This is a genomic window from Endozoicomonas sp. ALB091 (assembly GCF_049310265.1).
In the GTDB taxonomy this organism is placed as follows: Bacteria; Pseudomonadota; Gammaproteobacteria; order Pseudomonadales; family Endozoicomonadaceae; genus Endozoicomonas.
In genome coordinates this window covers 52,990-77,822 of record NZ_JBLYNQ010000017.1, presented here as the reverse complement: position 1 = coordinate 77,822, position 24,833 = coordinate 52,990, and the positions used below count along the sequence as shown (strand labels likewise).

The following is a 24,833-nucleotide window of genomic DNA, read 5'->3' as shown; positions in this document are numbered from 1 at the left end:
CTCAATAGTTGAGTCCCTTTTTTTATTCTGGTTTTTATTCTGGAGCGGCCAGTGGAAAGAATACTGTTGATTGAAGATAACCGTGAAGTGGCAGGTGTTATTTTTGATTACTTTGAGAGCCTGGGTGTTGAGCTGGACTATGCCGATAATGGCGAACAGGGCTTGCAGCTGGCGATGACGGAGAAGTTTGATCTGATCCTGCTTGATCTTATGTTGCCCCGGATGGATGGCCTTACTGTCTGCAACAAACTGCGCGATGCGGGCAACAATACGCCGGTATTGATGCTGACCGCGCTGGATAATCGGGAGGATATGCTAAACGGCTTCAGGCACGGGGCGGATGACTACCTGACCAAGCCCTTTGATCTTGAGATTCTGGAGGCGCGCATGAATGCGCTGATCCGCCGTTACCACGGCAAAACCGCGTCCTCCACGATTACCTTCAAATCGTTGCATATCGATCAGAAGACGCGGCAAGCCTATCGCAATGGTCAGTTACTGACGTTGAACCCCACCACCTACACGATACTGGAGCTTCTCTGCCAGCGGGCACCAGAAGTTGTTACCCGCCAGGAGATAGCCCGAAAACTCTGGAACGATGATGACGAACCCGGCAGTGATGTTATGAGAAGCCATATCTATCAACTGCGCAGCCAGTTGGACAAACCCTTTGCCACACCGATGTTAGTGACCATTCCCAAGGTCGGCTACCGGTTAGAGGAAGTGTGATGCCCATTCGTTATCTGGTCAGCACCAAAACCATGACCGGTCGTCTGGCCGCTTTTTTTGCTGCCATCTCGATTTTTGTCGGTATCGGCACTTTCAGCATGGTGCACTGGGCGTTGCGCTGGTCGGAGGATCGGGTGAGTGAACGGCGCATGCTGATTGATCGTGATGAAGCGATTGCACGCTTTCAGACGGGGGAAAGTGGCAAAATCACGCTCGATGTCCAGACCGTGGCATACAACGATATGTCTCTGTTGCCGCAGGTTTATCAGGTAGTACTTCGTAACGAAAGGCATCACTTGAGAGAGGTCGCTGCGCTTAATGGTGCTGGCGGCGATCTGCTTTACAAAGGCAGTTACTTCGATCAAGACGGCAAGCACGATCTGGTGCTGGTATCAAAAGTTGACAACGTTGAGTTGGGCAAGTGGGAAATCATCTCTATCAGTTCGATCGTTATCTGTCTGGTCTTTTTGCTAATGGCTCTGTTTGGTATTTTGCTCTACCGGCTCTCCAAAAACCTGATCGCGCCACTGAATGCCATTGCCGAACAGCTGGAAAGGCAGACCGGTGATTCCAACGCCGAGTTTACCGTCTCCCGCCTGGCTGCTGATGAGTTCAAAACGTTAACGCGCCATCTGAATCAGTACCGTCTTGATCTGCACCAGACCCTGAAGCGGGAGCAGGCCTTTGCCCGCTATGCCAGCCATGAATTGCGGACACCGCTGACTATTGCCAAGGGGGCAGCAAAACTGCTGTCCCGTGGCGAGAAAACAGCATTTCAGGAACGACAGGTAACGCGCATCACCGATGCTATCGAGCAGATGGGTACCATGGTTGATGCGCTGCTGGCTATGGTGCGTTACGAGCGCAATATGGATGATGCGCCGTTGCGTACAGTGACCAAAACGGAGATAGAGGCCATTATCGCAGTCAATGCTTCGGCTGCCAGAGGTAAACAGCTGCGTACTGTCCTTACCTTTACTGACGAACCGGAAATTCGCGCGACACCTGCTGTCTTGAATATGGTGCTGGGTAATCTGATTCGTAACGCGGTAGCCATAACACCTGATGGGGAAATCACCATTCAGGTCAGCAGGAAGGGTGTACAGGTGATAGATGACGGCCCCGGACTGGGCGACATTCCTCGTAAAAACGGGCACGGGCTTGGCCTGTTGATTGTCGATGATCTGGCCCGTCGTTATGGCTGGACGTTTACCCTTGCCAACCATGCGGGACGCGGCTGTCTGGCCGAAATCGGTTTTTCTTGAATATTTTCCAATTCCTTTCACCCTTTTTTTACACGTCCATGGGTAATCTACGCATATCGATAAACACATGAGTGAACAGGACATTCACATGACTGATATGCCGATGAGCGTTGTTATCATTACGCTGAACGAAGAAAAGAATATTGGCCGCTTGCTTGATGATCTTCAGCAGCAACTTTTTGGATATAGAGGGATGTTTACCCCTCTCCCCACAACACCATAAATGGAACCAAATAATCATATTGAGGTCGAAAGGCGGTGTTTATAGCCAAGTGTGCAGGGTTTATCTTGAAAGCGACAGCATTAACCTACTCTCACCCAAAGCCTGTTTTACGGGTTGGTCGACAAACCGGTTCCAACGGGATTCCTGCCCCCTCCGGCAGCACATTTATCGGTAAAAGAATATCAAATCTTCAGTCTAACAGAGGGAAAACCACTGCCCCGGATGAAGGCAAATGGATTGAGGACGCCTTTTGGAAAAGAAAACCATTAAACGGGCGTCATGTGACCTCGGCGGTGGTGCTTCAAGCTTATTATAAATATGACAAGAGCTCTCTAAGGCCTGGCCTCTTCCTGCAAAAACTTTGCTTGAAGAACATTCTACATGGCAATAAAAAGATTACCGCAGACCAGGTCATGCAAGAACTCAACCGGGAACCAGTTCAAAGCAACAAGCAGGCATTGGCGATAGCACGCTTCAAAGCGGAATGCTGCCATAGAGGTCTGTTGTTGAATAACCAGAAGGTCACACCGGAAGCGGTGGTTGAAGGTTATCAGGCGGCCAATGCCACACTGGAGTTAGCCCGTTTCAAGCAGGAATGTTGCCTGAACCACCTGCCGTTAAATGGCAGGGAAGTCACACCGGATGAGGTGGTTAAGGGTTTCCCGAATAGTCCGGAAGGCAGACTGGGGGTAGCGCGCTTCAACGAGAAATATTACCTGAGAGGGCTGGCGTTGGATGACCAGCAAGTCACGCCGGATACAGTGGCCAGGGGTTATCTGGCCATCAATGCAACACTGGAGCTGGCACGCTTCAAAGAGACATGTTACCTGAAAGGCCTGCCGTTGAATGGCCAGCAGGTCACACCGGACGAGGTGATTACGGATTATGAGACCGCCGGGGCAGTACTGGAGCTGGCACGTTTCAAAGCTGAATGTTACCTGAAGGGCTTGTCTTTAAATGGCCAGCAGCTTGCATCGGGGGCAATAGCCAGGGATTTTCAGGAAGCCAATACGACACTGGACCAGGCACGCTTCAAAGAGGATTGTTGTTTCAGGGGCCTGACGTTGAATGGTCAGCATGTCACACCGGATGCGGTGGTTAAGGATTTTCGGGCAGCCAGGGCAACTCTGGAGCTGGTGCGCTTCAAAGCAGAATGTTGTCTGAAAGGTCTGCCGTTGCATGGCCATCATGTCACACCGGATGAGGTGGACAAGGAGTTCCCGGACAGCCCGGCAGGCAAACTGGGCAAAGCACGCTTCAAAGAGGCATGTTGCCTGAGGGGCCTGCTGTTGCATGGCCAGCAGGTCACACCGGATGAGGTGGTCAGGGACTTTCAGGAAATCAGGGCAACACTGGAATTAGTGCGCTTCAAAGCCGAATGTTGCCTGAAAAACCTGCCATTGAATGGCCAGCCAGTCATACCGGATACGGTGGTTAAGGATTTTCAGGCCGCCAAATTAATACTGGAACTGGCCAGCTTTAAGGGACAATGTTGCCTTTTGGGCCTGGCGTTGAATGGTCAGCAGGTCAAACCGGATTCAGTGGTTAAGGATTATCAGGCCGCCAGGGCCACACTGGAACTGGCACGCTTCAAAGCAGAGTGTTGCCTGAGGGGCCAGCTGTTGAATGGCCATAAAGTTGCACCGGATGAGGTGATGAAGGATTTCCCGGAATGTCCGGAAGGCAAACTGGGGGCGATGCACTTTAAAGAGCAATGTTGCCTGAATGGCCTGGCGTTGAATGGCCAGCAGGTCATGCCGGATGAGGTGGTTAAGGATTTTCAGACCGCCAGGTCGACACTGGAGCTGGCACGTTTCAAAGCGGAATGTTGCCTGAGGGGGCTGTTGTTGAATGGCCAGGAGGTCACACCGGATGAGGTGGTCAAGGGTTTCCCGGTGAGTCCGGATGGCAAACTGAGAATGGCGTATTTCAAAGCGGAATGCTGCCTGAGGGGCTTACCGTTGGGTGGCCAGCAGGTTGCACCGGATACAGTGATTAAGCACTATCAGGCACTTCAGGCCAAATTGGAGTTATCGTACTTCAGAGCGGCATGTTACCTGAAAGGCCTGCCGTTGAGTGGCCAGCAGTTCACACCGAATGAGCTGGACAAGCAATTCCCGAATAGTCTGGAAGGTAAACTGGGGATAGCGCGCTTCAAAACGGCCTGTTTCCTGAGGCAACTCCCGTTGAATGGCCAACTGGTCACACCGGATGAGGTGGTTAAGGGTTACCGGGCCGTCAGGGCAACCCGGGAGCTGGCACACTTCAAGGCGGAATTTTGTCTGAGGGGTCTGCCGTTGAATGGCCAGCTGGTCACACCAAATGAGGTGGTTAAGGAATATGAACGGGGAGGCTGGTTGCACGATCGAGATTTTTTTTATTCTCATCTGCCATTGTCTGCAAAATCTCAGTTAACTTTAAGTATTTCATGATTTCATGAAAGTAACGCCAGTTAAAATATCGATAATGATACTTAAAGGAATAGACTACCGCTCATTAACCACTTTTTGTTGTAGCAAAGAGTGGTATGTTTGATGCCCTCCCCCAGCACAAAATAAATGGAACCTGACAGTTATATTGAGGTCAAATGTCGTTATTTGTAGTCAGGGGATTATTTTGCAAGCAACAGCCTCAGCTTACTATCACCCGGGGCCTGCCAGCCGGGTTGATCAACAAGCCGGTTCAAGCCGGTTTCCTGACCGCTTCGAAAGTACCTTTAACGGTAAAAGAGTCACCAGCCATCAGTATTATGGAGGTGCCACCGTTCCCCCGGATGGCAAAGATGTTGAGGATGCCTTTTGGGAAAAAAAACCATTACAAAAACGTAAAATAACCCCGGCTGATGTACTTACCGTTTATGGAATGGACACCAGTTCTCTTAGAAGCGGCTTCTTCCTGCAAAAGCTCTGCTTACGGAACATGCGATGTAACAGAAGAAAGATTACTCCGGATCAGGTCATTCAGGAATTCACCCGGATGCCAGACCGAAATCATAAGTACAAATTAGCGATAGCGCGCTTTCTGGATCAATGTTGCCTCAGAAGACTGCCGTTGCATGGTCAACAGGTCACACCGGATGCGGTGGTTAAGGGTTATCAGGCAACCGGGGCAGCACTGCCGCTGGCGCGCTTCATAGCGGAATGCTGCCTGCGGAGGATGACAATGTATGGCCAGCCTGTCACTCCGGATTTGGTGGTTAAGTGTTTTCAAGCCGCCAAGGCACCCCTGGGGATAGCGCGCTTCAAAGCAGAATGTTGCCTGAGGAGGCTGCCGCTGAATGGCCAGCCGGTCACTCCGGATGCGGTGGTTAAGGGTTTCCGGGCCGTCAGGGCCACATTGGAGGAGGCACGCTTCAAGGCAGAATGTTGCCTGAGACATCTGCCCTTGAATGGCCAGACGATCACTCCGGATGAAGTGGTTAAGAATTATCAGTCAGTCGGGGCAACACTGGAACTGGCACGCTTCAAAGAGGCATGTTGCCTGAGAAATCTGCTGTTGAATGGCCAGCCGGTCACTCCGGATGCGGTGGTCAGGGAATATGAACGGGGAGGCTGGTGGCGCGAAAGAAATATTTTTTGTTCTCAGCTGGGATTGAGTGCAGGAGAGTCGAAAATTCCTGCCCGGATAACAAGGAGGTATTAGAAGCGTTTAGTTTTAACCACCAGCAGCAAAAGTCCCCCTGCCTGTTCCAACATTACCTGCCCTGCTTTTAAGGGTAGGCAGTGTTGCATAGGAATCTTTATCGCTGACCAGCATATAAACACCACTGGGCCTTATTCCCGTTCGCCTGGCGTAGGCTTTCACGGAAGGGTAGTTGATTCCTGTGTCCGGATTATAACAACTGCCATCTGGCCGCTGCATAATATAGTGATCCCGCCTGACTTTGAGACCATGATCATCCAGACCGAGCATTGAGTAATTGCAAACATGTACAAGCAGCCGCTCATTCCGGCACAACCTCGGCGGTGAAGTGCGATGCACCGGACAATATTTTTTAATTTCTCTCCAGCTTACAGGATCTCTCTGCCCGAAATACCACTCGGTAAGCCATGATGAGCAATATAAGCGACTATCAAGCCCAAGCAGTCTGGTAGCATTCCTGATACCCACCGGACCAGAAGCAGGGCCGTTATTCAGGTCTCCAAGAAGATCAGGCTGCAACTCCCCATTACCACTGACAAGCCTGCCGGTAATTGCATAAATCGCCGCCTCAGCACTTCTGTCCAGAATGGACTGACCATTAAATTGATAGAGTCTATTGTTGGGTATTTGATTTATACCAAGCTCATAAGCTGCTTGCTGCAGGCACCTTGCCGCACAGCTATTGTGATACTGTTGCTTTGGCAAGGTATTGAAGTGGTTTTCACCCACCAATGTTACGCGCCTGCTGTCCAGGTAAGACTTGATAAATCTGGCATCACGCAAATCCCAGATTTGCTGGACCAAATCGGATTCCGGCACCGTCACTTTCCAGCGAAACAGCCAATAGGCAAATCCTTTAAGCCTGCCCAATCCCTTGCCGGTATTGTAGATACAGGATGCAGCATCACGACCGGAAAACTGCACATAACCTTCACTGATAGCAACACCCATATTGTCTTCCCTGAATAGCTGTCACAACCCAACAATGGTTGGGCATTTGGAGTATCTTACTTTGTCATTACCAAAACTTGAGTGACGAAGAAGTAAGCAAACCTGACAATTGATACCACTTAACCTGATCGATCCCCCTCCGGGAGCCATCCGGGACATGATTAACCACCGGCCCCGCTGGGTATGCATTGTGATCACAGATTAATAACCGTCAGTTCGACACGCTATTTGAACACTCTCTGTGCTGGTTCCATGCCTGTCGGCCTCAGGCAAAACTGATTCCTGCCAATAACAGGGAGCGAGCCGCCCGTGACTGGATAGAAAAGCAATACTGGAACGATATAGAGGCTTATTGCGAGACGCCAACAGAGGCTCCAGCTTGAACAGGACTTTAACCACAGGGTGGGTAGATTACCCGGAACTTCGTACGGAACTGGGTAAAATTTATCTGGCCCGTGAGGAATTGCTACCACTGCATAACAACCTGAGTGAACGACAGATCAGGGAATATGTGAAACATTTCCTTGCAATGCGTGGCAGACCATATATGACTCTATCTTTCGACAAACCTGGCTATCAAAGGAAAAAATGAGTCAGATTGAGGACAGTTAATCCACTCAGGGACTGGATCGATCTCTGTTTTATCTCTTCTGACAATGCGAATCGTGTTGAATTGTTCACTATATCTACTGATACTTTCCTCGAGCTTATGAATCGCTATATTTGACAGACAACCAAATGCAGATATATACAACGAGTTCCCGAGATAAAATTGAGAGTGTATTGGTTTAACAACGCCATCAACAGAGGTTTCACAAAACTGGACAATATCGCCCTTTAGGGGGCTTGCCGGGTCGAAGGGGAGTGTTTTTGCCTCTGGCAAAGACATATACCAGTCCTCCCATTGTGCATGGGTACGATCGATATCGTCGTAATAATTTATCCCGAATGCCAAATAATTAGCTAGCATATGACAACTCGCTCCAAGAGTTACCTCACCAGATCCCCACCAATTACGTATTTTGTCCGTTTGCCTGTATGAGATACAACCTGCAACACCTTTTTGCAATATTTGTACAATCCTGGACTCAAAACATTGTTGATACAAAGTCTTATTCTTTTCAGGAATGTCGCCAATGATCGCTGATTCAGTTAAAAGGGGAAAAGCTTTTTCTTGCTCTAAGCTTTCATACTGAACACCATCTATGTCAAAACAATATCCAGATATGGCATTCTCCTTGATAAATGGATAAGGGCAGGAGGCTAACGAATAATATGAAGCGGGTGAGTGTACCCTCTCTAGAGTATCTTCCTCTTTGCGGCTGCCTTCAGCCATCGTTTTTAATGGCTGTTCAACTTTATTTTCACAATTTACGCTAACAATTGTGCGAGACTTCAGAAAAGACGACTCCGCATTTTGTTGCATCTCTGGAATAGATATACCCTCGCCTGCATTTGAGCCCTTATCACTTTGGGGAGAGTTTACAGGCATATGATCGCCCATTGACATTGTATTCAAACCTGTCCGAAGAATATCCATGTTATCTCTCATAAGCAGTTGGTAAGTAACACACCTTCAATTTCTTTTAGGTGAGGCAGATGGTAACGATATTTCTCAACCAGCGTGCCAGCAATAAAACTTACATCGGCAAAGCTACGATCAAACAGGCCGGAGGGTGCTGCTGCCGTGCTCAGGGTTTGGTCTGCCTTGTGGCGAACGACATCTCGCTGGTATTTCAGGATGACGTAACTGCCTGGCCTCTGCGCCAGACGGTGAGTGTATTTGTAATCAATGGTTTCATACTGGTCAGCATTTTTACCCTGCATTTCAGGTGCAGGGATATGAATCAGTTCAACCGGTACGCCTTCTGTGAAGCGTAACCCCTGGTCAGTGACACAGCCATCAGGTCGATATTTTTTTCTGCGCTCGCAGGTAATGGTTTCCATTTCTGGTGGCTGCTCAGATCCAACGCCCTGGAGGATCTCGCCAAATGCAAATTGATTCGGATTGTCGATCAACCGTTTTTCAGACTTTTCATCAAACAACTGTTGTTTAAACCAGTCCAGCTGATGTTTGAGAGATGCGTTTTCCTGTTTCAGGAACTCAGCGACAGATCTCTGTTCATGCAACAACGCCTGGAGCTGTTGCAGGTGAGAAAGCTGAGTGGCAGGCACAGGTGCTTTTTCCAAAAGAGTCATAGCGTTTGACTGTAGACACTATTCAGAATGTTTGCTGGCCGATATATCAGATTTTACATAACGCTTGTGGTAACGGACTGAGCGGGTATCAATGCCATCAATAATCATTTTAAGATCCGTTAATGCGAGTAACTGCCTGGCGACATGATCAGGATGAGAATGGAACTGCCCTTGCTCCAGGCGCTTACTCCAGATGCAGTACCTGTGATTCCGGGAAAAACATGATCAGCGTCGCATGTGGAGGATCACGCCATCCGGTAATTCGAGTTCCATATCCCACTTTCTGTTTGACTACGGCTAACACAGACAACCGAAAGCCAGTACCAGATCTCATTGAAGATTTAACCGGCTGGCTCTATGGGTATAAGGATTATATTTCAGAAAAGTTAGTGGCTTGGTTGAAAGAGAAAGGCTTAAATCTGGTAACGAAAGTGAGAAAGAACATGAAGCCAAAGGGGCTGACAGCATCATATTGATGTTTCTACACTAACAGAACGTGTACCGATGGCTTTCTGAGCGTCGAACTCACGTTAAATAAATTCGAACCAACAATAGCCATAACCTATAGTGTCGATTCCATGGCCTGTGTACAATCGAAGCTACTAATAAAGCCCCCCTGGCCCACGACTGCAAATGATGACTTATACAACCGCTCTGAGTAACAGCCTGCCCCGAAAGCTGGCAGCCATTGCTATCGCTGCGCTGATTCCTGCACTGATGACTGCCTGCTCATCACAGCCCAAAAGCCCACTTGTGCCAATCGCAAAATCGATCAAAAGCATCGACCAGCAGCTGGCCGAGGCAGCGCGACTCAGTTACCCGGAGCGAGCTACCCGGACGCTTGCCATCACCAGAGAGCTTATGAGTAAGGAACCGACCCGCACACAGCAGATTCTGGATCAAATGCCGTACCAGCAACTGCCCAAGCCAATCCAGGCGGAACTGGCGGTTCAGCAGGCTCAAATTGCCCAGATCAACAGTCAGGACTGGGCGGTGTTTGAGTGGCTTGATCGCGAGGCGGTTATTGTCAGTAACAGCACTGCCATTAATGCCCGGGCGCATACTCTGAAAGCACTGGCCTATGCCAGGTTTGGTGAATATCAGGCTTCCCTGGATGAGTGGCTGCTGGCTGGCCCCTACCTGACAGAAGCAGAACGTGAACCCCATTACGACAGTTTCTGGCAGACACTCCTGCATGTCCCGGCAGAGCGGCTCGACAGCCTGTATCAACAGGAAAAGTCACAAAAACTGAAAGGTTGGTTGGCCCTGGCCATAATCTATCAAACCGGTCGCAGCCTGGATCAGCAACTGGCCGGACTTGAACAGTGGAAGCGGGACTGGTCATCCCATCCGGCGCACAAGTATCTGCCCGGGGACTTTGAAACCCTGAAGAGCAGCTCAACCAGGCGTCCTGACAAAATCGCTCTTCTATTGCCCCTGTCCGGAAGGCTGAGCAAGGTCGGTGAAGCCCTTAGAGACGGCCTGCTGGCCTCTCACTATAAAGCCATGGGGTCCGGAGAACCTCTCCCGGAACTTCAGTTTTATAATACCCAGGACACCGATATCAACGATCTCGCCACCCGGGCCATTGAGGAGGGAGCACAGCTGATTATTGGCCCTCTGAGTAAAAGCCGGGTAAAAGCGATCAACAGTGATGTTACCAACCGTATCCCGGTTCTGGCGCTGAACTATATTGAGGACGCAGCCGACCCGCTGTCCGTTGATGGCACCTCGGCAACACCGGCCGGGTATCGTGCGGGTCTCTACCAATTCGGGCTCTCGGCAGAAGATGAAGCCATTATGGCCGCTGAACGAGGCAAACTGGATGGACACATGACGGCCATTATCATTACGCCGAACACCGAGTGGGGCAAGAAAATCAACGCCACTTTTACGGCCCGATGGGCAGAGCTCGGCGGTAAAGTTGTCGGCTCCGGCGAATTTGACCCGCAAACCCAGTTCAGTACCCTGGCTGGCAGCCTGTTGCACACCGATCAAAGCGAAGCGAGAGCCAGACAGCTGAACCGTGTTCTGGGTGAAGAGCTGGGATTCCAGGCTCGTCGACGCCAGGACGTGGACATGGTCTTTATTGGTGCCAGCCCCCAGGAAGCAAGACAGATCAAACCTGCCCTGGCCTATCAATACGCGCGCAATGTTCCGGTCTATGCAACATCCAGCGCATTTTCAGGCATTACCAATACCAGTCAGGATCAGGATATGGACGGGATTCGGGTTCCTGTCATGCCGTGGTTAATTCCCGGAACACCAGACCCGCTGGAACAACAGATCAATACCCTGTGGCAACAATCCAAAGGCCAACTGGGCACACTTTACGCGCTGGGTGCCGATGCCTACAGGCTCTACCCAAGACTCCAGCAACTGGCAAACCTGCAAGGCAGCCAACTGCCGGGAATGACCGGATCATTGAGTATTGCTCCGAGTGGAAAAGTCCGTCGTGAACTCTCGTGGCAAATATTCAGGAATGGCCGACTCACGCCACTCCCTATCGTGAAGCCCAAAACCCCGGAACGTGTCACCTCTGTGAAAAACAGAGTGACCAAACCAGCAACCACCACTACTTCCGCCCTCTATGCCCTGGAAGCTCAACCTTAGTAGCAGAAAGGGTGCCGAGGCAGAAAAAAGCGCCCTGTTGTTTTTGCAGCAGCAGGGACTGACCCTTTTGCATAGAAATTTTGCCTGCAAAGCCGGTGAAGTGGATTTGATTATGCTGGACCATGCCACCCTGGTTTTTGTCGAAGTTCGCTCCCGAAGCCATGTCCAATTCGGTAATGCCGCCAGCTCAATTGACCGAACCAAGCAACAGAAAATTCGCAAGACCGCCGCCGTTTATTTGCAAAAATACCGCCAGCACAGCCACAGGATCTGTCGATTTGATGCAATATCCATTGACAATCATGACGGCACAGGGCAAAACAGCTTAAAATGGATTAAAAGTGCTTTTTAAGAAATGATCTTAGAAGCAGAGAAATCTTCTGATCGCTGTTCAGAAGAGCGACTTCAGAAGAAAGAAAACCGGATGGTTTTCATTTCAAGGTTTCAGGCATGCATGAACGTATAACGCAACACTTTTCCGACAGCATCGACGCCAAAATCCGCTCGGCCGATACGCTCCCTCCGCTCATTGCCGACGCCGCAGAGCTGATGGTTCAATCTCTGCTGAACGAGGGAAAAATCATGGCCTGTGGCAATGGCGGCGCAGCCGGCGATGCCCAGCACTTTGTTTCTGAGCTGCTTAACCGGTTTGATCGTGAACGCCCTGCCCTGCCAGCCCTGTCACTTTGCGCAGACAGCCTGACCATGAGCTCCATCGCTAACGATTCCAGTTACAACGAAGTGTTCTCTAAACAGATACGGGCACTGGGTCATGAAGGTGACATACTGCTGGCCATCTCAGCCCACGGCAACTGCCCCAATATGGTTCAGGCCATACAGGCCGCCCATGACAGGAACATTCAGGTGATCGCCCTGACCGGCAAAGACGGTGGCGACATGGCGCGCCTGCTCCACCCGGAAGAGGTGGAAATCAGGGTGCCCGACATAAGCCCACAGCGCATACAGGAAGTGCATACCCTGGTTATTCATTGCCTGTGCGATCTGATTGATGAGTTCCTGTTTTCCGCTGAATAACCTGGCAAACCTTAATTTTTCACTATGCATGAGGGTCATCATGAAACCTATCGGCATTGCGCTCTCCACCTGTCTGCTCACCGGATTACTGACCTTGTTAAGTGGTTGCGCCGCGCTGATTGACTCCGTTAACGAAGAGCCTGTCAACATTGATAACAGCAAACGGACCTGGGGGTCCTGGGTAGATGACCAGACCATTGAAACCGTCACCGCTGTGAACATTAACAAGGCAGATCCGGCCCTGAGAGGGTCAAGAGTCAAGGTGATCAGCTTTAACGGTACTGTCTTGCTTATTGGCCAGGTTCCCAACGCAAACCTGAAAAGGCTGGCTGGTCAGACTGCACAGAGGGTGGAAAAGGTCCGTCAAGTCTACAATGAGCTGGAAATTGGCCCGAACGCCGATATCCTGGTGCAAAGTAACGACAGCTGGTTAACCACCAAAATCAAAACCTCAATGGTGACCAATGAAGCCGTTGTCGCTGACAGAATCAAAATCAATACAGAACAGGGAACGGTTTATCTGATGGGACTCATTACTCCCAAAATGGCACAGGAGGCCGTATCGATTGCCGCCAATACCTACGGAGTCTCACGAGTCGTAAAGGTGTTTGAGTACGTTCAATAATCAGCATAGAGAAATACCCATCGAACTTTCGATTGGTAAGTAGCTGGCCATATGAAATCATATATTTCTGGCTACTTGGGCAGGTGCTATGCGAGGCACAACGGAGGGAGCATAGCCATAGCTATGTGACCGCAGTTGTAACGAAGCAGAGTGCCTGAACAAGGAGTCAGAAATATATGATTTCATATGGTTAGCTACTTAGGTTTTTTTGATGAGCTGGAAGCCGGTCAACACAACTGATACCCGCTTATCGAATTGCACCGTAAGAAGCATTTTGACCAGCACGCAATGATGAGCATTCACTGGATGAATGGATTTTTCTTTCTCTTATGGCTTTTTTTATCATTTTCACAGTTTCTTTGTCTCCGCGATTGACCAGGGCGGCACTAAGAGGTGCCTTGGTGAAAGAATAACGCCCCAAGTTCAATATTTTCAATTTTTTCTCTGGGTCTGCTCCATTAGCTAATAAGAGTCTGACAATCTCATTATTACCATTCTGAGCTGCATAAAAGAGCGGCGTGGCCCCCTTTTTAGTAGCCAGGTTAACATCAGCCCCTTTGTTGATCAGCAACCGGGTCAGCCCAACATACCCTTTTTCCGCAGCATAAGAGAGCGGCGTGGACCCGTCTTCAGTAGCCAGGTTAACTTTAGCCCCCTTGCTAATCAGTAGCCGGGCCACCTCATCATTATCCTCCTGAACTGCAAAATAGAGCGGCGTAGTCTCCTTATAAGTAGCCACGTTAACTTCAGCCCCTTCGTCGATCAGCAGCCGGATCAGCCCAACATACCCTTTTTCCGCAGCATGAGAGAGTGGTGTGAACCCCTTTTTAGTTTTCAGGTTAACATTAGCCCCCTTGCTAATCAGTAGCCGGGCCACCTCATCATTATCCTCCTTAACTGCAAAATAGAGCGGCGTAGTCCCCTTATAAGTAGCCACGTTAACATCAGCCCCTTTGTCGATCAGCAGCCGGATCAGCTCAACATGCCCTTTTTCCGTAGCAGTAGAGAGTGGTGTGTACCCCTTTTTAGTTTTCAGGTTAACATCAGCCCCTTCGTGGATCAGCAGACGGGACAGCTCAACATACCCTTTTGTCGCAGCATCATAGAGCGGCGTGTACCCTTTGTTACCAGCCTGGTTAACACAAGCCCCTTTGCCGATCAGCAGCTGGGCCAGCTCAACATGACCTGCTTGCACAGCATATCTGAGCGGCGTGAACCCATCTTTAGTGACATAGTCAACATAAGCCCCTTGACCGATCAGTAGTCGAGCCAGCTCAACATGACTTCCAGCAACTGCAATAACCAGCAAGGAAACGATATCCCCGGATTTTTTGGATCGGTAATCCTGGTAAACAATAGATCTGTGCTTTTGCAGTTCCCTATCCAGACGGCCGAGATCACCGACCCTGCAGGCCGCCAGTGGTTCGGGCTCATTGTAGGGATTGGCAAAGCTTGCTCTGGAATTGGCAGAACCGGGTTGATCAAATCGCTGATAGGAGGACAATCCAAAAAACCTGCTAATTGATTCCATAGATCACCTCATTGTCTGGTCTGGTGTAGAAAAGCGCCCTTAGCGGGGATGGCAGAAAATTGAGGATAAAAAATCGGAAATTTTTAGACCAATCGGCAAGGGCCATGGGTGGTAGCCCCCGGCCAACAACCCGAATGTTGTTCAGGTTAAGCCAACCTCCAACTAGCAGTATGGGTTTCTTGAATCATCATCGGCCCCTCCAACCGGTCTGTCACACTGGCCTTTGACATGTGGATGACCTGCATAATTTGCCCATTTATCTTCATAAGCACTCTTACTCTGGAAGGAGTCAGAAAACGAGGTTTTTTTGAATTTGGCCGTCAGCTCTTTGGCCGACACATCAAACAAGCCAAATTTGGGGCGCAGATCCCCCCCCCCAAAAACCAACTGGTTATTATTACCGTTACGACAAAAGGCGCTTGCTTTTAACTCACCGTCCACCCACAGTTTCACCTCCCCGCCAGATGCCCCCCCGGTGGTTGAAAACACACTCTTTTGAACCTGATACTTAATTTCAAACCAGCCTTCAGGCAGAGGCATCACGGCAAGATACTTACCATCCTGAACGCCATCACAACATTTCGCCTGATTGAGCGAGGTGGCCGCCCCTGCAAATGAGGGCATGCACTCCTGATTCCCGGTATTAAACTGCTCATAGTAGGCGCTGGCCTGCAGCGTCAGGTAGTTTTTACCGTCATGACTCATGACCCTCAGGGCAATGGGAGATACACTGCCTGTTTCCCATGTCACCCCTTCTGTTTTCAATGCTTCATAGGTTGCCACCGACGCATCCGGTGTCAGGTGTGACAGATAGCCATCAGCGCTCTTATAAAGCCTGGAATCAACGGTCTCCTCCAGCGAAAACAGCGTTCCCTCAACGGGTTCGTCACCGGTTTGCAGTTTAAGGGACAGCTCACCGTATGAGGACAAATGATTACTGCACTGATACTGATCATGGAATACCCCCATGGCCCTGCCCAGATCAGGATTAGTGACGTCCTCCCCCCGGGGCACAAAGCAGGGACTGACACCAATATCGTTATCTGCTGATACCGTGGCATTACCGTGAGAGTCATGATGCTTCATTCGAAATACAACCTCGTTATCCCGATCAATCTTGACCTCTAAGCTATCCGGCTTCCTGCTGCCACCTACCCGCATGTACGAATCATCCGCCGTAAGATCTTCAGGCCCCAGCGGTCTTTGCGGATCAATAATGACAGGAACCGAAGTCAACCTGCGTGAGACATCCTGTTGCCCGGTATCAGCACTGCGCCGCTCCCGAACATGCTCACCCACGGTGTCACTGTCAGGGCCTGTGGCATCCAGGTGGAGCTTTTTCAGTAATCTGTCGTGTATTGATTTACCGCCGTCTTTTTCTATCTCAGATAAAATCCTTGCCTTACCCACATCCCCTTCGGTCAGAGGCAAGTTCGAGTCGATTGAATCGACAGACTTGGATTGAAATGTTCCAACGTCCGGTGATCCCGGTACCTCAGCACTGACAGGAAATGAGACATTGGGCAAGGGAGCCAGGGAAGCATTGCCAACAGACATTTGAGCACCTCTTCAACTGATGAATTGATATGTGGCGGACTGGTAAAGGGCCTGATAATCGGCTTTAGATGCCTTTGTAGAAAAATGAAAAACAGCAACCACCGATCAACCCCAGACCCGATGATGGACTACAAGTTGACTTAAATAGTTCTATAACAAAAGGAAATTGAACAAGGCGGGAGATAACCATTGAATTCTATGGTGAGGCAATGCGGGAACCGGGAGGCTGTCGAAAACAGTCTCCCGCATATCATCACAGCTACATGCCATTGCGGAATGTCTTGTGATCAACAACCCCACTGTCTCTGACGTGCTGTAACCCTGCTGAATACGCCTTCAACAGTTTAAGGCAGTAATCCACCCGATCCTGCAAATGTTTGTCCCCTTCAGGATCCTCTCCAGTGAACACCTGCCCGACATGACGGACAATCACATGATCAGGCAGATAACAGATACGGCAATTTTTGTAACTACTGGTACGAAGTTCCACCACAGGATAGGCCCCACCCTGCCCGGCAGAAACCGCAGTAATCAATGCGGGTTTATGGCCCAGCTCAGCGGTACCAAAGAGAAGAAAAAAGTTCTTCAACCCGGCCGGTACCATGCCGCTCCACTCCGGTGCCACGACAATCAGCGCATCCGCCTCTTGCAATTTTTGTTTCCAGGGTGCCAGTCTGGCCTGCCACTGCTCATCACCACGCCAGATAGACTCATCCCAATGGGGAAGCGGGTTGCCCGCCAGCGATAAAATCTCAACCGAGTCAAACAGAGAAAGCTCAAGCACACGGTTCGCCAAAACCTGACTGATCCGCTCACTCTGGGATTCCAATCGATGACTGCCACTGATAATTGCAAGCTTCATTTTTCTTCCTATTCTGCTTTGGACAATTGCACTGAGAACTTTAACAGAGAGTTTCAACATCCGGGTTTATTTTTTACCAATCTTGCCAGTTCGTCACTACCCCTTCCTGCACTGCTATGATTAGACCTTTCAGGTATTTTAAATAAGTAAAGTTGGCAAGGTCTCACAATGCAGGTATCAAATGGGTCAAATAATGCAGCGTCAACAGCAACGTTATTAACCGGGGTCAACACCAGCGGTACTGCTCGCACCGATACTGTTGAGACACAATTAAATCATCAGACGCCACCGTTAAATACTTCGCTGGAAAAACCGCTAAGCGGCTATAAAATCGAAGAAATAAACCCTGCTTCACCCGTTCAAGCAACTTCTGAGCATGGAGCAGCATCGAGCCCTCCCCCGGAAATCGCGCAAAAAGACCTGCCGTTAGCCAGTGCGGCAAAAATAACACAACCCTCTCTGGCAGCAACCAAGCGGACTATCTTCTTTGAAGTGCTGACGGAAATCATGTACTTTCACTGTGATCATCCGGAGCAACTGGTTATTTTTGGTTCCTGTGGTATTGACCTGCTACACACTTGTATCAATGAAAATGTGAATGATATTGATATACTGTTGAATGATGAAAAAACCACCAACAATCTGCTTATTCAACTCAATCGAAGACTGCAACAAATTGTGTTTAGCGAAGATTTCCCCTGGAAAGACTGTAGCCCGAACCTCCGTCTTGTTGGTAACCAACCGTATAATGCTGAGCTATCACCTTTATCAGGGCAGTTAACCCTGTTTCATACCGGAAAACCCTGGATCAAAATTGAATGCTCGGTTAAAACCACATGGATGAAACAACTGGACCTCACCCGGGATGATTATGTCATCAAAATCCCCACCCATATAAGCACAGAGTACAAAGGTACTATTCCTGTTTTGTCGACAATGGGTTATCTGGCTCTCGACCTTTTGTCGTTGACAAAACTTCATGACAATTTAATCACAACGACAGAAGACAATCAAAGACTGAGAGTCATACTCAATAGCGCAATAACTCTTTCAAAAATAGAGAAGCACGTTTTCACCCTTTACTATCACCCAAAAAATCCGGGTTTACATAAGTCAGAACCCTTTAAGGCACTGAATAGTGGGTTTGTTGAAGCAATTACTTTAATCAGGAACATCTACTCTGCTGATCAGCTATATCACAGCTTTTTTGATTCACCCTATCAGCTAAAACATTCCAGATCCCAGGAAAAAAGGGCGTTGATCAATATTCTTTCTTCCGATAAATGCAGGCATGAAACGGCCTACTCATTCAATGAACTGATGATTTTACTGAGAAATGATTTTGATCTGGAAAATACGGCAAAAGATGGCAATTGTTTTTACGCGTCCCTGGCCAGTGGACTGAATAAAAACAGAGCAGCAGCAACCAACTTCCTGAAAACCTATAATGTTCTGCTGGGCACCTCGCTCCACAATACTGCGCATGAGCAGGTTGTTATCCGTCCTGACATGGTAAGGCATATAATCCACTGCTGGATAGGCTTTGCACTCAACGCCGGATTGAGCGCCCCTGAGTACGAGGAACTGAATACTCTGATCCTTCCGGAGCCGGGCAAATCCATCCATGACCTGCTGAAGAGCCGACTCATTGCCGATCCGGCAGCTAATCCCAATGATACCGCCCACTACGGATGGAGTTCTCTATTGCACATAATGGCTATTGTCACCGGGACAACCATTATCTTACTGAAAGTCAATCCCAAAAAACAAAATATTGAGAAACATAAGCACAGTATTCATGAAGCCAATCAATTAACGCCAAATCTGATTAAAACACTAAGGGCTAAACAGCCAGCACTGTTTAATAGCGACGCGAATGATGCAAGAATAACCAGTTTATTATTTATTGCTCACTCCGGAGGAGACCATTATTATTCAGCCTCACCATCGCCAGGGCTGATTAACGTTTTCAGACCCTATATGCTGGCTGAACATTATCTTATTATGCCTTTCCGGGTTAAAGAAACTGAGTGTAAACAGCCACCACATCACGCCAGTCAACCACCGGCTCATCAGCAAGCTATCACTGAAGAGACATTGGGCTCTATACACCCAAGCTTAGATGTTGTCGAACAGCAAACCGAAAGCCTACCCCCGGAAAGACCAGTAAGCAGTGTTGCAGAAATAGAAACGCCATCAAAAGAAACAGCAGCCGAACCAGCGAATCCGGCAGAGACCACAGCGTCAGACCGGGAGGAACGCATCAAGAAAAAAATTCAGATCGTGTTAACCATAATATCCAACCCGAAAACCAGTAATAGCCTGAGTAAGAAAAAACTGGACAACCTGGGCGACAGTTTATTTGATGAGGTGTTAAAGGTTATTCAGGAACCCGACCAGACGAATCCGATAACCGTTGACATGAGAGCCTTTTCGGATACGACACTGTTAGCACTGGAAACAGGAAAGCGGTTAAATCACATAGAATCCATACTGTTTCTGGCACTGCATAAGATCATTCATCACTGTGACGCGAACAACCCGATATTCATGACTGAAATACTCAGGGACCTGCATACCGTCAACCGTGCATGGCACATACAAGCCCCCGTTGTACTGGCGATTCTGGCGGCCCGGACCGGATCTCCTGAAGCATTCAATCTTGCCATGCAGCCACTCTACCCGACTTTCTGCAACCAGACATATCATAAGCTGCGCTTCACTCTTCCTGCCGAGTTCGACGAGATCTACCCTGATTACAGGACCATTATTCCCCAACATATTCACAATGCTGGGCATTATATAGAAAAAAAGAATTTTTCTGCCGCTGACTGGCAAGAGATTGATCTGCATTTTCCGGTAAATGAAGAGATCAATAGCTTATTAACCCCGACACAGTTAATCAGTGATTCCCCTGAATCAGCTAAAACCGACATCACCACAATACGCTCGGCAATGCTGAACTGTGCATTCAAGGGCCATATATCCCTCCACCGAGGTGACACTCCACGGTCCCTGACGTTCTTTTTAAAATCAGCCATTGCCTACATAATGGCCACTGATAACGGGGCTGATATCAGTCATTATGAAGAGGCGGCGGGACTATCGGCTATTTATATGACCATTCGCCTGATTTCCCGTATTGATCCGCAGTGCAACCTGCAGACAGAAGCGCCTTTTCTCCATAGCTGGATGCCTCATTTTGATCTTATCCGATACCGCCTTGAGACTGCCAGCCTGAAAACATTGCTCTATGCCATCAAGGCTCAACGAGCTACCGAAACACTATGGACTCACAGCTGGTTTACCTACGCCTACAGCAAAACAGCCACACTGATGGGGCATACACTGCCTGAGTCTTTTGAGACGTTTAAGTCGTTAATGGATCACCAGACAAAATTCCTGTTTGATCATGGCAGCCCCATTCAGGAACTCCCGACCCACAATGCCAGGCAAAAACCCGATACGACAGACACAACCTCTCTCGTCGCCAGAAACAGTAAGGAATACAGACTGGCCAGCTCTGCCAGTGGTAATAAAACCCAGTGTCCAGACCCGGTATTGCAGGCAAAGTACAAAATCAGCGAGAAACTGGAAGCAAAAAAACAAACCAGAAAAGCGGTAGAGATTGTTCGAACCCTGAAACAACGTGTTGACACTTTGTCAGCTGACTTTATTAAGTTATATCAGGATGCCAATCCCAGAAAAGCAAGAAACGCTACCAATATTTATGTCCGGGCCATTCTGTTACTTGACCAGAGCATTGAACTGGCCACCCGGGATATCCCCATCATTACCCGCGAACTCGAAAACGCCTCCAAAAACAGGGCAAAAAACAATTTTCTGGAAAAAACCAAAATGCAAGAAGCCATGTTAACCTACAACACGCTGTTCGGTTTTGCTGCACTGGCTCATATTAAAGAAGAGCTACTGTTTGAACAGGAGGTGACGCAGAAATTAGTAGAATTTCACAATACCCTGCTTACCAAAGAGTCAACAGAATACATTACCGTCAAAGAACATCATAAGCTGGAAAAACTGGTAGCCAACTTCATCGAATTGCTGGACCCATTACAGCACGCCGATATATCAGAACAATTCTTAAAAAACATGGTATTGATATTGGTTTCCTGTAAGCGCCTTGTTGCAAACTTTATAAGCGATAGAAATGTCGCCCCCATACAAGCTCTGATCAAACAGTGGATAGCCCATTGCCACGATGAAAGCAATCTGCTGGAGACACTGGAGCTGATCATTACACTGGACTTGAGAGACTATGAATTCATCACACAGTTTAACCCTCTTATTGATACAATATTGCTGAAAATTCAGTACTTAACTGCAAAACAAGACGATAGTTATGATCAAGAGGATCAACTGATTCTCTACCAAAATGTTGAAAAAATATTGAAAAAATTTAATTCAACCGAGCAAATCAATTTTTACCAGTCCATCTGGTCACCCCAATTAGAAAGACTCAAAAAAATGACCAGTCAGGAGCTGGAGATTAAAAATGCCAAAGCAGAAAAGTATTGGAATATTTTAATCAAAGAAGAGCAGGAAAATAATGCCAGGGAACAGAAAAAATTAGAATCCATTATCAATCGCAAACTGTCAACAATAGCCTCAGGACAAAAGAACCAAAACACTGTGGAACCCGATGAATCTGACAGCGAAGAATCCACCTCAGGGGAAAATCATCAACCACCCTGCAGTGCCAGTAGTGATCACGTTGATGAAGACATCGCTTCTCTGGACATCGAAATTGGCTCACAGGATTCACTGAACATGGCATGGCGACATTTTGGGAGTGGTCAGCTATCACAGGCCAATACCCTTGTATTGGAGATGCTTAATAACCCGCCGGACGACTCACTATTGATTGTTCAGATAAAGTCGTTACGATCCGAGATACTGATTAAGCAATTTTTTGATGTCGTACTTCAGGGTATGCAGAGAAGCCGGGGTATTTTAGTGTGCTCCACTGACTATCTGAAAAAAGTGGAAGCCGATCTGGCCAGACAAAAAGAGCGGTCAAAAATCGATAAAAATACAAAAATCACTGTACAAAAACAGCCGATACGGAATCTCAGTGATAAAGTCTTTGAACTGGCAACATTATTCTCAACACATCAACAAATACTGCAAGATGCGTTTACGCTACAAAAAGAGATCATCGATGTACTGCAACTATTCACCTTCGACAGTGATCAGGAAACACAGGATTTATCACTGATCAAATGTGACCTTGAACTGATTATCCAGGCACAGGATCGTATTACCTGCTTTGTATCCAATATAAAAACAGCCAGTGAAAATCTGATAGAGCTCCTTAACTGCCGAAGGCAACTGCTGGCGCTTATCAAGGAAGTAATGGCCAGGAAATCAATTTCAGGTCAGCCCGGTTTGCCAGCCACCGGCTATGACGCCTCGAAAAACAGGCCATCTGGTGCGAAAAGTCTTAATGCAGCCCCGGAAGAAACCCTGCCCGAAAATTCCATCACTGAAATCCGCAACAAAATGGAAACGCTTGCCCAGGCGATGGAAAATTTCAAAGGTCGCCTGCTTAGGCCGCAACAGAGAAATTTTGTACAAAGGCTAATCGGAGCATCATGACAAAGAGCCGCATAGCGGCTCTTTGGATCAGAAACGGGCTACTTAACCACTTTTAAATGAGAACGCCCCGGCTTTTTCGGTGGTTGAGGAGGCTCATCATCCGGCACTTCTGCCTGAATCTCTTCCACCTCTTCCTCAATGGGTTCCGCCTCAAAGACCATTCCCTGACCATTCTCCTGGGCATAAATAGCCATCAATGCCGAAACAGGTACGGTAATCGTCAGGGCGCGACCACCGAAACGGCCGTCAAACATGATGTAATCATTACCAATATTCAGAGCCCGTACCGCGGTTGGCGAGATGTTCAGAACGATCTGACCATCCTTGACGAACTCCTGGGGCACCTCAACGCCACGGCGATAGGCATCCACCAGAATATAGGGTGTGCAATCATTATCAAGAATCCATTCATACAGTGCTCTGGCAATATACGAACGGCTACTGGTCATTGTCATAACAGCCTCCGGACAAACACTTCACGCCGCCAGCCAGGTTACTCACGCATTTCCTTTTCGATTTCAGAAAGGCTTTCCTGGAACGACTCACGCTCAAATAAACGCTCAGCATAGTCCAGAATAGACTTACCCTGTTTCGGCAGCTCAACACCCAGCAACGGCAGACGCCAGAGAATCGGTGCCACACAGCAGTCCACCAGGGTAAACTCTTCGCTCATGAAGAACGGCATTTCAGCAAAAACAGGCTCAACCGCCAACAGACTCTCCCGCAACTCTTTACGAGCACGGGCCGCAGGTGTCTCCTTGGTTTTGGGATCCAGAATAGTATCCACCAGGACACACCAGTCTTTCTGAATGCGGTGCATGATCAGTCGGCTCTGGGCGCGGCTGACTGGATAAACCGGCAGCAGCGGTGGATGTGGGAAACGTTCGTCCAGATATTCCATCATGACGTTTGGTTCATAAAGAACCAGTTCCCGGTCAACCAGCGTAGGAACGTTGTTGTAGGGGTTCAGATCGGAAAGCTCCCGAGGAAGGTTTTCCGGATTTACATTCTGAACGTCAACCGCAACGCCCTTTTCTGCCAGCACAATACGAACCCGGTGACAGTAATGGTCAGCTGGATCCGAGAAAAAAATCATGGATGACTTTTTGGCAACTACAGCCATGAAGTACCCCCGCCTTCATGCAAAGGATGAGAGAGTTCGGCAACAATCCCGGCCATGACAATAGCCGGAGAATGACCACAGGCTACCGCATAACGGGTAAAACAGCCGCCCGCGAAATAACGCACTATCATAGCAAACTTTGTACCTGCCATAATAGTCCCAGCAACGCAAATACTTACTTTATTCCTGTTGTTATTTTGGCAGAGTGTCACTGACAAGCACATAACCGCGATGGACATTGCCATCCCTGGCTGCCATTGCCTGAAATAATAGATCACTGGAAACCCATACCCAATTATAAGTAGCTGGCCATATGGAATCATATATTTCTGGCTACTTGGGCAGGTGCTATGCGAGGCACAACGGAGGGAGCATAGCCGTAGCTATGTGACCGGAGTTGTAACGAAGCAGAGTGCCTGAACAAGGAGTCAGAAATATATGATTTCATATGGTTAGCTACTTACTTTGCCGGGGCTACATCAATGACCAGAAAAGAATCCGATGGTTTGTGATAAGCACCTGCAGGAGAGATATGGCCACCGGGCTCCTGACCGAAAACCTCACGGGCATAATTGATAATGATGTATTGGTCAGTTTTTTTTCAAAGCTTCAATTAACTTCTGTTCAGAATTCCGAGAAAAACAACCTGATCTTTCGCCACAGGAAATTATCTTTTAGTGTGGTAATTCATAAGAAACTTTTTGGGAATAATTAAGTCAGATATTTTGTCTGCCCGCAGCCAAAATTATTGCTAATAAAAATTATGGATCGTAAGTAACAAATAATCTGAGGATAATAAGGTATATGAATGTCTCTCATGCTAGGTCTTTTACGGTGACAACAGAACCTGAGGCTCACCGGT

General features: G+C 48.5%; 20 protein-coding genes and 1 pseudogene. 11 read left to right on the top strand and 10 right to left on the bottom strand.

From position 1 onward, the window contains the following. Positions 1 to 51 precede the first annotated feature (51 nt). The 5 genes from ACO6UX_RS24280 (at position 52) to ACO6UX_RS24260 (ending at position 5,859) form a co-directional block, all read left to right on the top strand. On the top strand, positions 52 to 729 hold the full coding sequence (locus ACO6UX_RS24280; protein ID WP_422450920.1) for a response regulator transcription factor: 678 nt from the start codon (positions 52 to 54) through the stop codon (positions 727 to 729). Next, positions 729 to 1,994, top strand: a complete 1,266-nt coding sequence (locus tag ACO6UX_RS24275; RefSeq protein ID WP_422450919.1) for a histidine kinase dimerization/phospho-acceptor domain-containing protein — start codon at positions 729 to 731, stop codon at positions 1,992 to 1,994. Before ACO6UX_RS24280 ends, ACO6UX_RS24275 begins: the two co-directional genes overlap by 1 nt. An 88-nt stretch (positions 1,995 to 2,082) precedes the next feature. Beyond that, on the top strand, positions 2,083 to 2,217 hold the full coding sequence (locus ACO6UX_RS24270) for a hypothetical protein (RefSeq protein WP_422450918.1): 135 nt from the start codon (positions 2,083 to 2,085) through the stop codon (positions 2,215 to 2,217). Between the two features lie 65 nt (positions 2,218 to 2,282). Next, positions 2,283 to 4,649, top strand: a complete 2,367-nt coding sequence (locus ACO6UX_RS24265) for a hypothetical protein (protein ID WP_422450917.1) — start codon at positions 2,283 to 2,285, stop codon at positions 4,647 to 4,649. 184 nt (positions 4,650 to 4,833) lie between these two features. Then, the gene (locus ACO6UX_RS24260) at positions 4,834 to 5,859 is read left to right on the top strand and encodes a hypothetical protein (protein ID WP_422450915.1); all 1,026 of its coding nucleotides are present in this window, start codon (positions 4,834 to 4,836) and stop codon (positions 5,857 to 5,859) included. Between the two features lie 12 nt (positions 5,860 to 5,871). Here the strand turns inward: ACO6UX_RS24260 and ACO6UX_RS24255 are convergent, their stop codons facing one another. The 3 genes from ACO6UX_RS24255 to ACO6UX_RS24245 form a co-directional block, all read right to left on the bottom strand. Next, entirely contained in the window at positions 5,872 to 6,810 is a 939-nt protein-coding gene (locus tag ACO6UX_RS24255; RefSeq protein ID WP_422450914.1) for a hypothetical protein, read from the bottom strand. 553 nt (positions 6,811 to 7,363) lie between these two features. Further along, on the bottom strand, positions 7,364 to 8,320 hold the full coding sequence (locus ACO6UX_RS24250) for a hypothetical protein (protein WP_422450912.1): 957 nt from the start codon (positions 8,318 to 8,320) through the stop codon (positions 7,364 to 7,366). Between the two features lie 38 nt (positions 8,321 to 8,358). Further along, positions 8,359 to 9,009 (bottom strand): hypothetical protein, encoded by a 651-nt coding sequence (locus ACO6UX_RS24245; RefSeq protein WP_422450911.1) that lies wholly within the window; start codon positions 9,007 to 9,009, stop codon positions 8,359 to 8,361. 278 nt (positions 9,010 to 9,287) lie between these two features. Between ACO6UX_RS24245 and ACO6UX_RS24240 the strand changes: the two are divergent. The 5 genes and pseudogenes from ACO6UX_RS24240 to ACO6UX_RS24220 all read left to right on the top strand — a co-directional run. Next, a pseudogene (locus ACO6UX_RS24240) lies at positions 9,288 to 9,476 on the top strand (transposase); the annotation flags it as partial. A 166-nt stretch (positions 9,477 to 9,642) separates the two neighbouring features. Further along, on the top strand, positions 9,643 to 11,622 hold the full coding sequence (locus ACO6UX_RS24235) for a penicillin-binding protein activator (RefSeq protein ID WP_422450909.1): 1,980 nt from the start codon (positions 9,643 to 9,645) through the stop codon (positions 11,620 to 11,622). Then, positions 11,600 to 11,974 carry a YraN family protein gene (locus tag ACO6UX_RS24230; protein ID WP_209201170.1) on the top strand — a complete coding sequence of 125 codons (375 nt, stop codon included), beginning with the start codon at positions 11,600 to 11,602 and terminating at the stop codon, positions 11,972 to 11,974. Before ACO6UX_RS24235 ends, ACO6UX_RS24230 begins: the two co-directional genes overlap by 23 nt. 98 nt (positions 11,975 to 12,072) lie before the next feature. Next, positions 12,073 to 12,657, top strand: a complete 585-nt coding sequence (locus tag ACO6UX_RS24225; RefSeq protein WP_422450907.1) for a phosphoheptose isomerase — start codon at positions 12,073 to 12,075, stop codon at positions 12,655 to 12,657. A 40-nt stretch (positions 12,658 to 12,697) separates the two neighbouring features. Further along, positions 12,698 to 13,282 (top strand): BON domain-containing protein, encoded by a 585-nt coding sequence (locus tag ACO6UX_RS24220; protein WP_422450905.1) that lies wholly within the window; start codon positions 12,698 to 12,700, stop codon positions 13,280 to 13,282. 247 nt (positions 13,283 to 13,529) lie between these two features. Here ACO6UX_RS24220 and ACO6UX_RS24215 read toward each other — a convergent pair whose 3' ends face one another. The 3 genes from ACO6UX_RS24215 to ACO6UX_RS24205 form a co-directional block, all read right to left on the bottom strand. Next, a complete protein-coding gene (locus tag ACO6UX_RS24215; protein WP_422450903.1) occupies positions 13,530 to 14,813 on the bottom strand; it encodes an ankyrin repeat domain-containing protein in 1,284 nt (427 codons plus the stop codon). Between the two features lie 162 nt (positions 14,814 to 14,975). After that, complete coding sequence (locus ACO6UX_RS24210; RefSeq protein ID WP_422450902.1) at positions 14,976 to 16,370, bottom strand: hypothetical protein; 1,395 nt, start codon at positions 16,368 to 16,370, stop codon at positions 14,976 to 14,978. Positions 16,371 to 16,629: 259 nt separating this feature from the next. Further along, entirely contained in the window at positions 16,630 to 17,232 is a 603-nt protein-coding gene (locus tag ACO6UX_RS24205) for an NADPH-dependent FMN reductase (protein ID WP_422450900.1), read from the bottom strand. Between the two features lie 168 nt (positions 17,233 to 17,400). Here ACO6UX_RS24205 and ACO6UX_RS24200 point away from each other — a divergent pair, with 168 nt between their 5' ends. Next, complete coding sequence (locus ACO6UX_RS24200; RefSeq protein WP_422450898.1) at positions 17,401 to 22,848, top strand: hypothetical protein; 5,448 nt, start codon at positions 17,401 to 17,403, stop codon at positions 22,846 to 22,848. Positions 22,849 to 22,886: 38 nt separating this feature from the next. On the opposite strand, the gene ACO6UX_RS24195 is transcribed toward ACO6UX_RS24200, so the two are convergent. The 4 genes from ACO6UX_RS24195 to ACO6UX_RS24180 all read right to left on the bottom strand — a co-directional run bounded on the left by ACO6UX_RS24195 (position 22,887) and on the right by ACO6UX_RS24180 (position 24,554). Further along, complete coding sequence (locus ACO6UX_RS24195; RefSeq protein ID WP_422450896.1) at positions 22,887 to 23,303, bottom strand: ClpXP protease specificity-enhancing factor; 417 nt, start codon at positions 23,301 to 23,303, stop codon at positions 22,887 to 22,889. A gap of 38 nt (positions 23,304 to 23,341) precedes the next feature. Continuing rightward, entirely contained in the window at positions 23,342 to 23,971 is a 630-nt protein-coding gene (locus ACO6UX_RS24190; RefSeq protein ID WP_422450894.1) for a glutathione S-transferase N-terminal domain-containing protein, read from the bottom strand. Then, on the bottom strand, positions 23,962 to 24,123 hold the full coding sequence (locus ACO6UX_RS24185; RefSeq protein WP_422450892.1) for a hypothetical protein: 162 nt from the start codon (positions 24,121 to 24,123) through the stop codon (positions 23,962 to 23,964). The genes ACO6UX_RS24190 and ACO6UX_RS24185 overlap by 10 nt, the downstream gene beginning before the upstream one ends. A gap of 308 nt (positions 24,124 to 24,431) precedes the next feature. After that, positions 24,432 to 24,554, bottom strand: coding sequence for a phytochelatin synthase family protein (locus ACO6UX_RS24180; protein ID WP_422451121.1), 123 nt, complete (start codon positions 24,552 to 24,554; stop codon positions 24,432 to 24,434). Positions 24,555 to 24,833: the final 279 nt, after the last annotated feature.